The following is a 15026-nucleotide window of genomic DNA, read 5'->3' on the forward strand; positions in this document are numbered from 1 at the left end:
CGTGGGCAGCGTCTGATGTGTTTAAGAGACAGGGAGTGCCGTGCCCAGCTCCGCGCCCAGCTCGTAGGCGGTCGCGCCGCCCGCCGAGGCGGACCCGGCCGGGTCGGCGGGCGCGGGCCGGGGTGGGTGCGGGGGAACGGGTGAGCGGGGCGGTGCTCGGGGTGGCGGTCATGGTGGTACGGGTCCTTGCAGGGTCCGGCGGCGCCCGGGGACGCGGATCGGGGGGAACACAGCTGTACCGTCCAGACGGTACAGCTTTACCGTCCAGACGGTACCGTTGCTCAACGGGCAGGTCCAGAAGCACATTCCGCTGGTGAGCGGCCTCACCGGGCAGTCGTCGGTCGGGTCCGGTCGGTAGGGTCCCGATGTGCCGAGTGCCCGCGACCGCGTCCTGGACGCCTACGAGACGCTGCTCGTCGAGCAGGGTCCGGCGAGCGCCACGCTCGACGCCGTCGCCGCCGCCGCCGAGGTGTCGAAGGGCGGCCTGCTCTACCACTTCGGGTCCAAGGAGGCGCTCGCCGAGGGCCTGCTGCAGCGCCTGCGCGAGCGCAGCGCCGCGGACGTCGAGCACATGCGCGCGGATCCCGGCGGCGCCGTCGCCTATTACCTCCAGACCTCCGTCCCCGGTGCGGCCTCGCCGGTCGGGCTGACCCGCACCTACCTCGCCGCGCTGCGGATCGCCGACGGCAGCGCCACCGGGGAGGCCACCCGCCGCGCCCTCGCCGACGTCGACGCGGACGGTCTCGCCGCGCTGCGCACCGAGATCCCCGATCCCGTCCTGTCGTGGCTGGTGCAGCTCGTCGGCGACGGGCTGTACCTCCGGACCCTCACCGGCGCCCCGCTCACCGGCGACGTCGGCGTCGACGCACTCGTCGCCCGGCTGCGCGAGATGTTGATCTCCACCTCACGGGGCTAACGCCGGCTCCCCTCCCGCCGAATCCCGGCCCGGGGGGACGAATCGGATGGTGCTGGTGCGACGCGGGGTCGTCGACGTCGACGTGGACCGGGTGGGCGCGGGGCCGCCGGTCGTGCTGCTGGGGTCGATCGCCGGCGGCCGGCGGGTGTGGGACCCGGTCGCCGACGCGCTGCTGGACCGCTACCGGGTGCTGACGCTGGACCTCCACGGCCACGGAGCGACGCCGCCGTGGCCGGGGGACCGGCCGCAGACGCTGTCCGACCAGGTCCGGCTGGTGCACGCGGTGACCGCCGGCAGCAGCGAACGGCTCGGGCTGGTCGGGCACTCGTTCGGCGGGGCCGTCGCGATGCGCGCCGCCGTCGAGCTGGGTGAGCGGGTCCGGGCCCTGGTCCTCGTCGAGCCCACGCCCTTCGCGCTGCTCACCAGGGCCGGCCACGACGACCTGTTCGACGCCGTGTGCGCCTCGCGGGACCGGTTGCGGGCCGAGCTCGCGGCAGGGCGCCCCGACGAGGCCGCCCGCGAGTTCACCGACCACTGGCTCGGGCCGGGCGTGTGGGACGGGCTGTCCGCCGAGCGCCGCGCCGCCGTCCTCAAGGGGCTCAGGCCCCGGCTCGCCGAGTTCGACGCGGTGACCGACCCGGGGCTCACCCTCGCCGAGGTCGCAACCGCCGACGCACCCACGTTGCTGATCCACTCGCGGGACTCCCGGGCGCCGGTGCGGGCGCTCGTCGACGTGCTCGGCGAGGCCCGGCCGGACTGGGAGCGCGCGGCGCTGCCGGGAGCGGGCCAGTGGGCACCGCTCACCGGGGCGGACGAGCTCACTCCGACCATCGGCGCGTTCCTCGACCGGCACCTGCGCCGGTGACCCTCACTTCCCGAGCGACACCGACGACATCCGGAAGTCCGGGATCCGCATCGCGGGCATCCGCGCGCGGGTGAACCAGTCCTTCCACTCCCGCGGCAGCGCCGGCTCGGTGCGGCCGACCTCCGTGGCGCGCCGGAGCATGTCCAGCGGCGAGTAGTTGAACCGGAAGTTGTGGTCGACCTCGGCGGTGACCTCCCCGCCCTCGACCAGGTACACCCCGTCGCGGGTCAGCCCGGTGAGCAGCAGCGTCGCGGGGTCGACCTCGCGGATGTACCAGAGGCACGTCAACAGCAGGCCGCGTTCGGTGCGGGCCACCATCTCGTCGAGCGTGACGGCGGAGCCCCCGGTGAGCAGCATGTTGTCGCCGGGAGGGGTGAAGGTCGTCCCGAACTCGGCCGCCTCCGCGCGGGAGTACACGAGCCCGTCGACCACGCCCTCGCGTATCCAGTCGACCCGGCGGGTGGGAGCGCCGTTGTCGAACACGCTGACCCCGCCGCCGGAGCTCGACGTGATCACCACGGGCTCGTACTCCAGGCCGGGCGCGGCGGGGTCGGAGTACAGGGTGAGCGGGAGGTCGGTGAGCCGCCCGCCGACGCCGGCCTTACCCGTGAACGCGCTGTGCCCCTCCTGCGCCGCACGGCCCTCCATCGACCAGCCCGCGTAGACGAGCATGTCCGAGACGGCCGACGGCGGCATCACGGTCTCGTAGCGGCCGGGCTCGAGGCGGACCTTCCGCGCGCCCCACGCCAGTCGCTGTGCGGCCTCGGCGGCCAGCGCACGGACGTCGACGTCGGTGAAGTCGGTGGTGGCCGTCCCCGTCCAGGCCGAGGAGTCGGCGTCCTTGACGTTCAGCTCGACCGAACCGGTCGGCTGGACCCACCGGCGGCGGACACCGGTCGAGGTGCCGAGCCAGGTCGTCGTCAGGGAGTGGTCGGCGTAGCCGAACTGGCGCAACGGCCCGGCCAGGACCTCGGCCAGGCCGGCGGCCAGGTCGGTGTAGACGGCGATCGAGGTCGCCGCGGCCGGCTCGCCCCAGCCCGGGTCGGCGTCACCGGCCGGTTCGGGCAGCGGCGCAGCGTCCCGCGAGGGCCCGGCGTCGCGCGCGCTGCGCTCGGGCGGCCGCGACGAGGTCCGCCAGCCGCTCCGGCCCGGTGATCTGCTCGCCCGACGAGACGGTGCCGGCGGCGGTCCCGCCCGGCACGTCGACGACGGCGATCACGGTGATCCGCGAGGAGGTGGTGTGCCCGTTGGTCGTCATCGTGGAGTTGGCCCAGCGGAGCACGGCCTCGCTGGTCTCCGAGACGATCACGACGCAGCCGGTGAGGTGCGCCGCCGCCGCGAGCGTCCGCTCGACCGTCTCCTGTGGGGTGAGCACGCCGGTCACTCGCCCTCCTCCCGGGTGTTGAGCACGGTCACGCCGCGGAACAGCGCGCTCGGGCAGCCGTGGCTGACCGGCGCGATCTGCCCGGGCTGGGCCTTGCCGCAGTTCATCGCCCCGCCGAGTCGCCACGTCGAGGGCCCGCCGACGGCCGCGAGCGCGCCCCAGAAGTCCGTCGTGGTGGCCTGGTAGGCGACGTCGCGCAGCTGCCCGGCGAGCCGCCCGTTCTCGATCCGGAAGAAGCGCTGGCCGGTGAACTGGAAGTTGTAGCGCTGCATGTCGATCGACCACGACCGGTCGCCGACGACGTAGATCCCGCGCTCGACGCCGGCGAGCAGCTCGTCGGTCGTGGTGTCGCGCACCGGGTCCGGTTGCAGCGAGACGTTCGCCATGCGCTGGATCGGGACGTGGTGCGGGGAGTCGGCGTAGGCGCAGCCGTTGGACCGCTCGAGGCCCAGCCGCGGGGCGAAGGTCCGGTCGAGCTGGTAGCCCACGAGCGTGCCGCCGCGCACGAGGTCCCACTCGGAGGTGGCGACGCCGTCGTCGTCGAACCCGACGGTGGCCAGCCCGTGCGGGACGGTGCGGTCGCCGGTCACGTGCATGTGCTCGGAGCCGTAGCGCAGCGTGCCGAGCTGGTCCGGGGTGGCGAACGAGCCGCCGGCGTAGGCGGCCTCGTAGCCGATCGCGCGGTCGTACTCGGTGGCGTGGCCGACCGACTCATGGATCGTGAGCCACAGGTTCGTCGGGTCGATCACCAGGTCGTAGGCGCCGGGCTCGACCGACGGCGCCTTCGTCTTCTCCGCCAACAGCTCCGGGAGCCCGGCGAGCTCCGCCTCCCAGTCGTAGGAGGTGCCGGTGAGGTACTCCCAGCCGCGCCCGGCCGGCGGGGCGAGGGTGCGCATCGACTCGAAGGTGCCGGCCCCGGGGTCGACGGTCGTGGCGCTCAGCCCCGGCTCGATGCGGACCCGCTGCTGCAGCGTGGTGGTGCCGGCGAGGTCGGAGTAGAACTTGCACTCCCGCACCTGCGTGACCGACGCCTGGACGTGGTCGATCCCGTCGGCCGCCAGCAGCCGCTGCGACCAGTCGGTGAGCAGCTCGACCTTCTCCCGCGTGGGGACGGTGAAGGGGTCGACGTCGTAGGCGGACACCCAGACCGCGTCCGGGTACACCGGCTCGTCGGCGCGCTCGACCCGCTCCAGCGCGACCGGCGCCAGGGTCCGGGCCACCGCCACCGCGCGCTCCGCCGCGGCGCTCGCCGCCTGCACCGTCAGCTCGACGTGCGAGGCGAAGCCCCACACGCCGTCGACGAGCACGCGGACCGCGAGGCCGGTGGTGACGCCGTCCGACACGCCCTCGACGGTCCCGTCCCGCAACGATATCCGCTGCGACACCACCCGCTCGACCCGGAGGTCGGCGTGCTGGGCGCCCAGCAGCATGGCCCGGCTCAGCGCCGCCCCGGCGAGGGCCTGCAGGGGGAGCGACCGGAACTCGGGGTCGACGGCGTCGACGGGATCACTCCCCGGGAACGAGGGGGCTGGATCGGGGGCCACGGCGCAGAACCTATCCCGCACCGGGGAGGGCCGCGACAGCTCGGCGGTACCGCTCAGGGATCGGCGAACCAGGTCCACGGCGCCCACCAGTGCACCTCCGCCTGACCGTCCACAGTGGGTGGAACTCCGCGACCGGGGAGGGTCGTGGGGCCGAACCGCAGGACCTGGTCGGCGAGGCGGTCGCCGTCGAAGTCGGTGTGCAGCAGCAGATCCGGCCCGTCGACGACGACGACGGAGTCGGCAACGCCGTCGGTGTCCGTGTCGAGCCCGTCGGCCCCGACGGCCACGCGGGTCGGCGCCGACCCGGAGGCGAGGGGTTCGGGCCGCACCGGGGCGTCGACGTCCGGATCGGGGTCGGCCGGATCGGGGTCGACCGGATCGAGCTCAGGGCGCATCCGGTCCTCCCAGGGAGCGCAGCTCCGCGGCGAGCGCCGTACGCCGCTCGGCGGCAGTGCGGTCGAGCAGTTCGGTGGCCCGCCGCTCGAGGTCGATCAGCAAGGCGGACAAGGCCGAGACGGTCGCCGCCTCGGCGTCGCGCAGCGCCGTGTCCAGCCAGTACCCCCATCGCTCACGGTCGAGGGCCACCCGCCGGTGCCTCGCGAGCAGGACCGCGGCGGCCACCGCGAGTCCGACCGCCAGGGGGAGCAGGGTGCGCCCGCCCGCCACCGACAGCCCCAGCGCCGGAGCGCCCGCGACGAGCACCAGCACCAGGCGCACGGCACCGGCGCCGGAGCCGGCCCGCAGCAGCGCGTCGAGCCGGCCCGGCCGCCCCGGAGGCTCGGGCAGCTCCCTGACCGCCAGGACCGCCGGTTCCGCCGGCGCCGCCGCCGTGCGCGCCGTGCTCGCCGTGCTCGCCCGTGGGATCAGCTCGCCCGGCAACGGATGTGGGCCGAGCATCCGCCCCGCGGCCCGGCGCACCGCGGCGTCGGCATCGCCGCGGGCCCGGGCGAGCAGCGTGGCCGACACGCGCCCGATCGCGGGCCCCAGCACGGCCGGCAACGACGAGCGCGGCCCGCTGATCCACGGGGCGCTCAGGGTGCGCAGATCACGAAGGGCCGCCGTGAGATCGGCGGTCGCCCGCAGCCGGACCAGGGCGAGGTCGCCGCGCAGCCGGGCCCGGTGCCGCCCGTCCACCTCGGCCAGGGCAGTGGTGAGCTCGGATCGCCTGGCGCGCAGCGCCTCGGCGTGCCGGCGGGCGAGGGGTGGCAGGGCGGGCGACGGTGCGGGCGAGGGTGCTGACGGGGCTGACGACGGGGCGGCGGTCGTGGTCACGACGCGGAGCATCACCGACCCGCGACCGGGCGTGGGGCGGATCGGCGGAACCCTTCACGGCCGTGAACGCGCCGTCCGGGTGCTCCCCCGCTCACCCCCTCGGGGTGATCCTCCGCCCGCCCGGCGGAGGTGCGACGCGCGTCCCGCCGCCTCCCGCCTGCACGAGTTCCCCTCGATCGCACCCCGCCCCTCGCCCACGGGCCGCCGGTGCGTCAGAGTGGAGCGTCGAGGAGAAGCACGGACGAGCGCGAGCGAGACGCGACCGGGGGGAAACGATCGTGTGCCGACGGGGTGGGGGAGCGGGCCGGTGAGGCCCGGCGCGTCCCCCGGGGCCGGCCTCGCCCCCGAGCGCACCGGGACCCTCGACCTCGAGCCCGACCCGTCCGGCTGGACCGGGCTGGATCAGCGCTGCGTGCCGGTCGCCGGGGTGCTGACGACCGTCACCGTCGCCGTCCTGGGCGCGACCGCGGTGGTCGCCGTCGCGGCGCGCGAGCCCGAGCTCGCCGGCCCGGTCGCGCTGTGGACGCTGGCCGTCGCGCTGCTGCTGGTCGGCCTCGCCGTCGCGACCTCCTACGCCCGCTGGCGCTGCTCGCGCTACCGGATCACCACCGACCGGGTCGAGCTGCGCACCGGCGTGATCGTGCGGCGGGCGCGCAGCATGGCCATCGAGCGCGTCCGGACCGTCGACGTGGCGGCGGGCCCGGTCCTGCGGGCGTTCGGCCTGGTCACCCTGCGCGTCGGCACGGGCCAGCAGCGCGGGCGGGGCGAGGCGACGCTGCGGCTGCGCCCGGTCGAGCGGATGGAGGCCGACCGGCTGCGCACGCTGCTGCTCGACCGGATGCGCTCCGCGGGCGGCCCGCCCGCCGGCCCCGCGGACGGCCGCATCGCCGAGCTGGACCCGCGCTGGCTGCGCTACGGCGTGCTCACCGCCGCCACCCCGCTGTTCGGGATCGCCGTGCTGGCCGTGGTGCTCGCGCTGGTGGACCGGCCGCTCGGCGGGCTGCTGCGGGCGGTCCCGCCGGCGGTGCGCATCGTGCTGGTCGTGCTCGGGATCGTGCTGGCCGGCACGGTCGTCGCGTTCCTGGTCTACGCCGAGACGTGGAGCGGGTTCCGCCTCGACCGGGAGCCCGGCAGCACGCTGCGCGTCCGTCGCGGGGTGCTCACCACCCGGTCGATCTCACTGGAGGAGCGGCGGCTGACCGGCGTCGAGCTCGTCGAGCCTCTCGGGGTGCGGCTGGCCGGGGCCGCGCGGGTCGACGCGGTCGCGACGGGCCTGCTGGTGGGCAGTGGCACCGAGAGCACCGAGCACCGCACCCTGTTGCCGACGGCGCCGCGCCGGCTCGCCGAGCGGGTGGCCGCGGTGATCCTCGGCGAGTCCCGCTCGCCGACGGCCGCGGCGCTGCGCCCGCACCCGCCCGCCGCGCGCCGCCGACGGCTCCGCCGGGCCGCACTCGTCGTCGGGCCGCCGGTGGTGGCGCTCGCCGTGGCGGGCGGGGCCACCGGGACGCTGTGGCCCGTCCTCCTGGCCGTGGCCCTGCTGGTCGTCGGCGGCCCGGTCGGTGCGGCGGTCGCGATCGACACCTACCGCGGGCTCGGGCACGCGGTGGTCGGCCGCTACCTCGTGGTGCGGGCCGGGTCGCTGCGCCGCACCACCGTCGCGCTGCACCGCGACGGCGTGATCGGCTGGACCGTGCGCCAGACGATCCTGCAGCGGCGCAACGGACTCGTCACCCTCGGCGCGACCACGGCGGCCGGCCGGGGCGCCTTCCACGCCCACGACGTCGACGCCCGCGAGGCGCTGCGGCTGGCCGGCGAGGCCACGCCGTCACTGCTCGCTCCGTTCCTGGTGTCGGGCAGTGTCTCGGGCACCGTCGCGGGCAGCGTGCCGGGTGCCGTCCCCGGCGCCCGCACCCCGGGCCACCAGCCGCGCGTAGCGGTGTCCGGCCGCCAGCAGGACCAGCCCGGCGCCGAGGAAGGCCGCCACCCGGGCGACACCGTCGAGCGCCAGCAGGTCGAACAGCACGAGCTTCCCGACCGCCGCCACCACGAGGACGGCACCCGCCGCCCGTAGCGCCGGCCGGGCGAGCCCGCGGGCGAGCAGGACCAGCGCCGCGACCGTCCACGACACCGTGACGAGCGCGTGCCCGGCGAGGAAGCCGGTCCGGTCGGGCGAGACGAGCAGCGTCGCGGTCACGGCCGTCGCGGTGGCGCCGTGCAGCGCGACGAGCGCGAGCGGGACCCACAGCACCGAGGTCCGGGCGTCGGCGCGGACCGTCCCGGTGCGCCCCGCGGCGACGAGCGCCGCGACCGCCGCCGCGAGGACCAGCACGGCGAGCACGAGGCCCCCGAACGGCACCGACAGGGCGGGGACCGTGGTCGGGTCCGGCAGCCCACCGGCGGGCGCACCGAGGTAGCCGATCACCGCGAACCCGCCGCCGACGAGCAACGCCGGCCGGCTCCGCACGACCGCCGCCGCGACGAGCACCACCACTCCTTCACCGAGCAGGACCGCGTCGAGAGTGCCGCCGTCGAACGCCACGACCGTCGCGACCAGCACCGCGACCGCACCGGCCGCGAGTGCCGTGAGCCGCACGGCCGCCCGCCCGGCCGGGACGGCGATCGCGAGCAGGGCGACACCCGCGAGCAGCGCCAGCCCCGCACCGGGCCAGGGGTCCGTCCGGGCCGCGAGCGCCAGCAGGGGCAGCGGCGCGGCCGCGATCACCCAGGCCACCGCCACGGCGGCGGGCCGGGTGCCCGGGCGGTCGAGCAGGAGCGTCGGCACGAGCCCCACGACAAGGGCGGCGCCCGCGGCTGCGACCGCGGCGCCGAGCGGCTCGGCGTACGGACCGACCAGGCCGTAGAGCGCGGGCGCGGTGGCCGCCGTCGCGAGCGCCCCGGTCCGCGCCTCGGACCGCCGGTGCAGCCGCACCGCCACGCCGACCAGGACGACGCCGAGGAGGGCTCCGGCGGTCACCCGTCCCGGCGGGGAGAACCAGCCCCGCGAGGCGGCCAGCACCAGCAGCAGCACGACACCGAGCAGCGTCACGGCCGCCCCGGCCACCGCCAGGAGCGCAGGGCCGGAGAGCCGGGCCCGCAGCCGTTCCGCCAGGGTGGGCGGGCTCGGCCCGATCGGCGCGGCGTACTGAAGGCCCTGGTGGACCGCCTGCGGGACGGGTCCCCACGACCCCCTCGCGGGCGACGGCGACACACCCGACGGTGGCGTCCACAGCGTGGTCACAGGGTCGGGGGTGTAATGGCGCGACACGCGCGGCGGGACGGACGGTTCCGACGCGTCGGCGGACGGTCGGACGGCCGCCGGCACCCCCTCCGCCGGACCCGCCGCAGCACCCCCCGCAGCACCCTCGGCCGAACCGGCGCGCCACTCCGTGACCAGCGCGTTCACCGTTCCACCGAGCTCGTCGACCCGCCTGCCCAGGCGGGTGAGCTCGGCCGCGACGGACAGCAGCCGTTCGTCGAGCGCGGGCGGACGACCGGTCGGTTCGGACATACCGCTGAGGCTGCCGCCGATCGGACGCGCCAGGATGCGTACGACTACGAGGATCGGGTCACGACACGGTCACGCTCCCCGACCGACCCGATCTCGAGCGAGTGAGATCGCGGTCACCCGTAACCGGGATCGCGGCGGCTCGTTGTCCCGAGTGGAGCGGACCTGTCTGGAGGTTGTGTGAGCGCCGTAACGCCCGCCCGTCCGGCCTCGTCGCCGATGCCCCCCGGGGCGCCCGGTGCGCCGCCGTACCGCGGACCTCGGCCCGGCGGCCCCGGGCAGCACCCCGGACCCGGCCCGCGTCCGGGCCCCTACGGGCCCCCGCCCACCGGGTACCGGCCCCCGCCCGGGGCCGTGCCCCCGGGGGCCATGGCTCCCGGTCCCTTCGCGCCGCCCGCCGGCCCGCAGGCGCCGCCCGCGGGGTTCCGCAGGCCGCGGCCCCGGCCGTCGCCGCGTCGCTCGGCCAACCCCGCCGTGACGGTCGTGGTGCCCACCCGCAACGAGGCGCGCAACCTCGAGGTCGTGCTGCCGCAGATCGCGGCCGTGCGCCCCGCGGTGCACGAGATCATCGTCGTGGACGGCAACTCCACGGACGACACCATCGGCACGGCGCGCCGCACATTGCCGTGGGTGCGATGCATCACGCAGACCCGTAAGGGCAAGGGCAACGCGATGGCGTGCGGCTTCGCGGCGGCGACCGGCGACGTGGTCGTGATGTTCGACGCGGACGGCTCGGCCGACCCGGCGGAGATCCCCGCGTTCGTCTCGGCCCTGGTGGCCGGCGCCGACTTCGCCAAGGGCACCCGTTTCGCGGCCGGCGGTGGCAGCGACGACATCACCCTGCTGCGCCGCACCGGCAACGCCGGGCTGAACGGCGTGGCCAACGCGCTGTTCGGCACGTCGTACACCGACCTCTGCTACGGCTACAACGCCTTCTGGGCCGACCTGCTCCCGCTGCTGGAGCTCCCGGACCCGGGGGAGCCGCAGCCGGAGGACGGCACGATGCTGTGGGGCGACGGGTTCGAGATCGAGACCGTGCTCAACTGCCGCATCGCCGCCGCCGGCCTGAAGATCACCGAGGTGCCGTCGGTCGAGAAGCAGCGCATGTTCGGCGAGACGAACCTGCGGACCTTCGCCGACGGCACCCGGGTGCTGCGTACCCTGCTCTCCGAGCACCGGCGCGCCGACAAGCGGAAGAACTGACCGCACGAGACGTCGGCCGCCGGCGGACCGCACCGGAGGACCCCGCCCCGTGAACCTGTTCGAGCCCGCGCCCGAGCCGCCGGTCACCGCGACCGTCGTCGTCTGCGTCTACACCGACAAGCGGTGGGCCGACATCGTGTCGGCCGTCGAGTCGGTGCAGGCGCAGGACGTGCTGCCGGTGGAGACGATCGTGGTCGTCGACCACAACGAGGGACTGCTCGAGCGGGCCCGCGAGGCGTTCCCACGGGTGCAGGTCGTGCCCAATGCGCACAGGCAGGGCCTGTCGGGCGCGCGCAACACCGCCGTCGAGATGGCGACCGGCGACGTCGTGGTGTTCCTCGACGACGACGCCACCGCCCGTCCCGGCTGGCTCCGCGCCCTGCTGGAGCCCTACACCGACCCGGCGGTGATCGGCGTCGGCGGTGTGGCGCACCCTCGCTGGCCCGTCGCCCGGACCGCCGTCGACGACTCGGGTCGCCCCGCGACCCTCCCGGGCGCGCCCGGGGGACGGGATGCGACCGGCGAGCTCGACTGGGTCGTCGGCTGTACCTACACCGGTCAGCCCACGGAGCAGGCCGAGGTCCGCAACCTCATGGGCTGCAACATGTCCCTGCGCCGCGAGGTGTTCAAGCGGGTCGGCGGCTTCGCCGAGGACATCGGCCGGATCGGCAAGAACCCGCTGGGCTGCGAGGAGACCGAGCTCTGCATCCGGGCCCGGCAGGCCTACCAGGCCGACGGCCGCGAGGTGAAGATCCTCTTCGAGCCGCGGGCGGAGGTCGACCACCGCGTCTCGGACGACCGCGTCGACTGGTCCTACCTGCGCCGCCGCAGCTGGGCGGAGGGCCTGTCGAAGGCCGCCGTCTCCAAGCTCGTCGGGCAGGGCGACGCGCTGTCGACCGAGAGCAGGTACGTGGCGACCGTGCTCCCCAAGGCGTTGATCCGCGAGGTCAAGGCGAAGCGGCCGGTCTCCGCGGCCGCCGTCGTCGTCTGTCTGGGGTTCACCACCGCGGGCTACGTCCGGGGCAAGCTGCCCGGCGCCACCTCGCACGTCTCCCTGCCCGCGGCCGACGGTGCCTAGAACTGATTCGACGGTCGGCTCCGCAGGCTCCGCCTCCGAACCAATGGTCAGCTCCGCAGGCTCCGCCTCCGGCGGGCACCACCGCATCCCCTCGTTCGTCCACCAGCGCAACCGGTTGAGCGAGGGCCAGCAGCACGCGTGGGACCGGTGGTGGCCGGAGTACGGCGACGACGTCGCCGCGGTCGAGCGGCTCGACCCCGAGACGCTCTTCGGGCGGGCGGCGCCGGTGGTCCTGGAGATCGGCTCCGGGATGGGCGACGCCACCGCCGCGATGGCGGCCGCCGCGCCCGAGGTGGACCACCTGGCCGTCGAGGTCTACGAGCCCGGGCTCGCCCGGCTGCTCATGCTGCGGCAGGAGGCCGGCCTCGAGAACCTGCGGCTGCTGCGCGGCGACGCCGTCGACCTCCTCGAGCGCGCGGTTCCCGAGGGCCTGCTAGAGGGCGTCCGGATCTTCTTCCCGGACCCCTGGCCGAAGCGGCGGCACCACAAGCGCCGGCTCGTCCAGCCCGGGTTCGTCGCGCTCGCCGCATCCCGGCTGCGTCCGGGCGGGTGGCTGCACCTGGCCACGGACTGGGAGCACTACGCGCTGCAGATGCGCGAGGTGTGCGACGCCTGCCCGCTGCTGCACCGTGCGCCCGAAGCCGGGCCGGACGGCTGGCTGCCCCGGCCCGACTCGCGCCCGCTGACGAAGTTCGAGCAGCGGGCGGTGCGCGAGGGGCGGGCGATCCGGGACCTGATGTACCTGCGTTAGTCCAGGGTGGTCAGTGCAGGATCATCAGTCCAGGGTCGGCGCGGGCAGGTGCGGCACCGCACGGGAGCGGCCCCGGAACTCCGCGACGACCTCGCCGGCGCCGGTCCGGACCGTCACGTCGTAGAGCCCGGTCCTGCCGACGAGCGCGCGCTCGACGGCCTCGGCCTCCAACTCCTCGCCGAGCCGGGCGGCGCGGAGGAAGGCGACGTCGCCGCCCGAGGCGACCGTCGAGACGCCGTGGCTGTTGCAGGCGAACGAGAAGGCGGCGTCGGCGAGGAAGAACAGGTAGCCGCCGTGCGCGATGCCGTGCCCGTTGACGTGCCGCTCCTCGACCGTGAGGGCCGTCCGCGCCCGCCCGGGTCCCACGTCCACGAGCCGTATGCCCGCTCCGCGGATCGCCTCGTCGTGGTGCTCCATCGCCTTCGCGACCCGCTCCGCGGTCGCCTGGGGGTCCGCCGGGAGGTCCGCTGCATTCGTGCTCACCCGGTCAGTGTGACGAACCGCCACGGGCGTCGGAGTCGGGATAGGGTCACGGGCATGCGCACCCACCCTCGGGAGACCCGGACCCCGTGACGTCGACCGGCCCCCTCCCGCGCGTGCTGCTCGTCTGGGACGCGCCCAACATGGACATGAGCCTCGGCTCCCTGCTGGGCGCGCGGCCCACCTCCGCCTTCCGTCCGCGGTTCGACGCCGTCGGCCGCTGGCTGCTCGACCTCGCCGGCCCGGACGCCGTGGCCGAGGCCTGCGTGTTCACCAACGTGGTGCCCGGCTCGACCGAGGTCGTGCGGCCGTGGGTCGAGGCGCTGCGCAACGTCGGGTTCGCGGTCTTCGCCAAGCCGAAGGTCACCGACGACTCCGACATCGACGACGACATGCTCCGGCACATCGAGATGCGGGAGCAGGAGGGCCAGCTCCGGCACGTCGTGGTGGCCTCCGGCGACGGCCGGGCCTTCCGGGAACCGCTCGAGAAGCTGATCGAGCAGCAGACCGACGTCACGGTGATCGGCTTCCGCGAGTACGCGAACTTCGCGCTGAACTCGGAGACGATCTCCTTCCTCGACCTCGAGGACATCGACGGCGTCTTCCGCGAGCCGCTGCCGCGGATGACGCTCGACACCCTGCCGGACACCGGCGCCTGGCTCCCGCCCTTCCGGTCCCTGCGGTCGCTGCTCGATCCGCGCCGGTGACCACCGGGGGCGAGCGCTTCGCCGCGCCCGTGGTCCTGACCTGCGGGCCGGGGTTCCCCGTGCTGCGCGACGCGGTCGTCGACGTCGGGCCGGACGGGCGGATCGCCCACGTCGGCCCGCGTGCGGAGGCCCCCGCCGCCCCGGGCCCGGTGCGCGAGCTGCCCGGCCTGCTCCTGCCCGGCCTGGTCAACACCCACTGCCACACGCCGATGCTGTCGCTGCGCGGGATGGGCGGCGACCTGCCGCTGATGACCTGGCTGCAGGAGGTCATGTGGCCGGCCGAGGCGAGGTTCACCGAGGAGGACGTGCGGGTCGGGATGACCGCCGGCGCCGTCGAGCTGCTGCGGACCGGCTGCACCACCTCGGTGGAGATGTACTTCGTCGCCGACGCCGTGATCGAGGCCGTGCTCACCGCCGGCTCCCGGGTGCTGCTGACCCCGGGGATCATCGCCGCGCCCGGCTGGGACCGGCTCGGCACCTGGGAGCAGATGCGCGACGGCGTCTCGGCCCGGATCGACACCGACGGCCTGCGGTCCGGGCCGCACGAGCGGGTCGAGCTCGGGTACGGACCGCACTCGGCCTACACGCTGCCGCCCGAGGCGCTGGCCACGACGGCGGAGGCCGCGCGGGAGCGGGGTGCGCTGCTGCACGTGCACGTGGCCGAGTCCCGGCAGGAGGACGCCGCGCAGCGGGCGGAGTACGGCTCCGTCCCGGCCGAGCTCGCCGCCGTCGGCGCCCTCGGCGGCCGGGTGCTCGCCGCGCACTCCGTCCAGCTCTCCGCGGACGACGTCACGCTCTACCGCCGGCACGGCGTCGCGGTCGCGCACTGCCCCGGGTCCAACGCCAAGCTCGCCGCGGGCCTCGCCCCGGTCGGTGACCTGCGGCGGGCGGGGATCCGCGTCGGGCTCGGCACGGACGGACCCGCCTCGGGCGACGACCTCGACCTCTGGCACCAGGCACGACTCGCCGCGCTGTTCGCGCGCGTGCGCGAGGACGACGCCGCCGCGCTCACCGCGGCCGACGTGCTGCTCATGGCCACCCGGGACGGCGCCGAGGCGATCGACCGGGACGACATCGGGGTGCTGGAGCCGGGCCGCTGGGCGGACCTCGTGCACGTCGACCTCGACGACCAGGCCTTCGTCGACCCCGACGACGACGCCCAGCTCCTGTCCAACCTCGTCTGGGCCGGCGGGTCCCGGCTCGTCCGCGACGTCTGGGTCGCGGGGGAGCAGGTGATCGACGACGGCGACCCGGTCACGGTCGACGCCGAACGGGCCCGGGCCGATCTCCGCGCCGTCGCGGCGCGGCTCCACGGGTGAGG

General features: G+C 75.7%; 14 protein-coding genes and 1 pseudogene. 8 read left to right on the forward strand and 7 right to left on the reverse strand.

Annotated elements, in window-relative coordinates; all coding sequences use genetic code 11:
- Window positions 1-367 precede the first annotated feature (367 nt).
- Both LWC33_RS18790 and LWC33_RS18795 read left to right on the forward strand, forming a co-directional pair.
- Window positions 368-916, forward strand: a complete 549-nt coding sequence (locus LWC33_RS18790) for a TetR/AcrR family transcriptional regulator (RefSeq protein WP_308190964.1) — start codon at window positions 368-370, stop codon at window positions 914-916.
- A 46-nt stretch (window positions 917-962) separates the two neighbouring features.
- Entirely contained in the window at window positions 963-1781 is an 819-nt protein-coding gene (locus tag LWC33_RS18795; RefSeq protein WP_233305713.1) for an alpha/beta fold hydrolase, read from the forward strand.
- Between the two features lie 3 nt (window positions 1782-1784).
- On the opposite strand, the gene LWC33_RS18800 is transcribed toward LWC33_RS18795, so the two are convergent.
- From LWC33_RS18800 to LWC33_RS18820, 5 genes are all read right to left on the reverse strand, one after another.
- Window positions 1785-2735, reverse strand: coding sequence for a metallopeptidase TldD-related protein (locus tag LWC33_RS18800; RefSeq protein ID WP_233305714.1), 951 nt, complete (start codon window positions 2733-2735; stop codon window positions 1785-1787).
- Window positions 2736-2829: 94 nt separating this feature from the next.
- A complete protein-coding gene (locus LWC33_RS18805) occupies window positions 2830-3165 on the reverse strand; it encodes a PmbA/TldA family metallopeptidase (RefSeq protein ID WP_233305715.1) in 336 nt (111 codons plus the stop codon).
- Window positions 3162-4709 carry a TldD/PmbA family protein gene (locus LWC33_RS18810; RefSeq protein WP_233305716.1) on the reverse strand — a complete coding sequence of 516 codons (1548 nt, stop codon included), beginning with the start codon at window positions 4707-4709 and terminating at the stop codon, window positions 3162-3164. Before LWC33_RS18810 ends, LWC33_RS18805 begins: the two co-directional genes overlap by 4 nt.
- Before the next feature lie 53 nt (window positions 4710-4762).
- Window positions 4763-5104, reverse strand: coding sequence for a hypothetical protein (locus tag LWC33_RS18815; RefSeq protein WP_233305717.1), 342 nt, complete (start codon window positions 5102-5104; stop codon window positions 4763-4765).
- A complete protein-coding gene (locus tag LWC33_RS18820) occupies window positions 5094-5981 on the reverse strand; it encodes a hypothetical protein (RefSeq protein ID WP_233305718.1) in 888 nt (295 codons plus the stop codon). The genes LWC33_RS18815 and LWC33_RS18820 overlap by 11 nt, the downstream gene beginning before the upstream one ends.
- Window positions 5982-6288: 307 nt before the next feature.
- Between LWC33_RS18820 and LWC33_RS18825 the strand changes: the two genes are divergently transcribed.
- Window positions 6289-8052 (forward strand): PH domain-containing protein, encoded by a 1764-nt coding sequence (locus LWC33_RS18825; protein WP_233305719.1) that lies wholly within the window; start codon window positions 6289-6291, stop codon window positions 8050-8052.
- Here LWC33_RS18825 and LWC33_RS18830 read toward each other — a convergent pair.
- A pseudogene (locus LWC33_RS18830) lies at window positions 7966-9489 on the reverse strand (hypothetical protein); the annotation flags it as partial. The gene LWC33_RS18825 and the pseudogene LWC33_RS18830 sit on opposite strands and share 87 nt — an antisense overlap.
- Before the next feature lie 366 nt (window positions 9490-9855).
- Between LWC33_RS18830 and LWC33_RS18835 the strand changes: the two are divergent.
- From LWC33_RS18835 to trmB, 3 genes are read left to right on the forward strand one after another with little or no spacing between them, the layout of a single operon-like run.
- A complete protein-coding gene (locus LWC33_RS18835) occupies window positions 9856-10689 on the forward strand; it encodes a glycosyltransferase family 2 protein (protein WP_233305720.1) in 834 nt (277 codons plus the stop codon).
- Between the two features lie 49 nt (window positions 10690-10738).
- Window positions 10739-11767 (forward strand): glycosyltransferase family 2 protein, encoded by a 1029-nt coding sequence (locus tag LWC33_RS18840; protein ID WP_233305721.1) that lies wholly within the window; start codon window positions 10739-10741, stop codon window positions 11765-11767.
- 43 nt (window positions 11768-11810) lie between these two features.
- A complete protein-coding gene (gene trmB, locus LWC33_RS18845; RefSeq protein ID WP_233305722.1) occupies window positions 11811-12518 on the forward strand; it encodes a tRNA (guanosine(46)-N7)-methyltransferase TrmB in 708 nt (235 codons plus the stop codon).
- Window positions 12519-12542: 24 nt separating this feature from the next.
- On the opposite strand, the gene paaI is transcribed toward trmB, so the two are convergent.
- Entirely contained in the window at window positions 12543-12935 is a 393-nt protein-coding gene (paaI, locus tag LWC33_RS18850; protein ID WP_233305790.1) for a hydroxyphenylacetyl-CoA thioesterase PaaI, read from the reverse strand.
- Between the two features lie 152 nt (window positions 12936-13087).
- On the opposite strand from paaI, the gene LWC33_RS18855 reads away from it, so the two are divergent.
- Both LWC33_RS18855 and LWC33_RS18860 read left to right on the forward strand, forming a co-directional pair.
- The gene (locus LWC33_RS18855) at window positions 13088-13705 is read left to right on the forward strand and encodes an NYN domain-containing protein (RefSeq protein ID WP_233305723.1); all 618 of its coding nucleotides are present in this window, start codon (window positions 13088-13090) and stop codon (window positions 13703-13705) included.
- The gene (locus LWC33_RS18860; protein WP_233305724.1) at window positions 13702-15024 is read left to right on the forward strand and encodes an amidohydrolase family protein; all 1323 of its coding nucleotides are present in this window, start codon (window positions 13702-13704) and stop codon (window positions 15022-15024) included. Before LWC33_RS18855 ends, LWC33_RS18860 begins: the two co-directional genes overlap by 4 nt.
- Window positions 15025-15026 lie beyond the last annotated feature (2 nt).

Origin of the sequence: Pseudonocardia terrae, assembly GCF_021343995.1 — a bacterium.
GTDB lineage: Bacteria > Actinomycetota > Actinomycetes > Mycobacteriales > Pseudonocardiaceae > Pseudonocardia > Pseudonocardia terrae.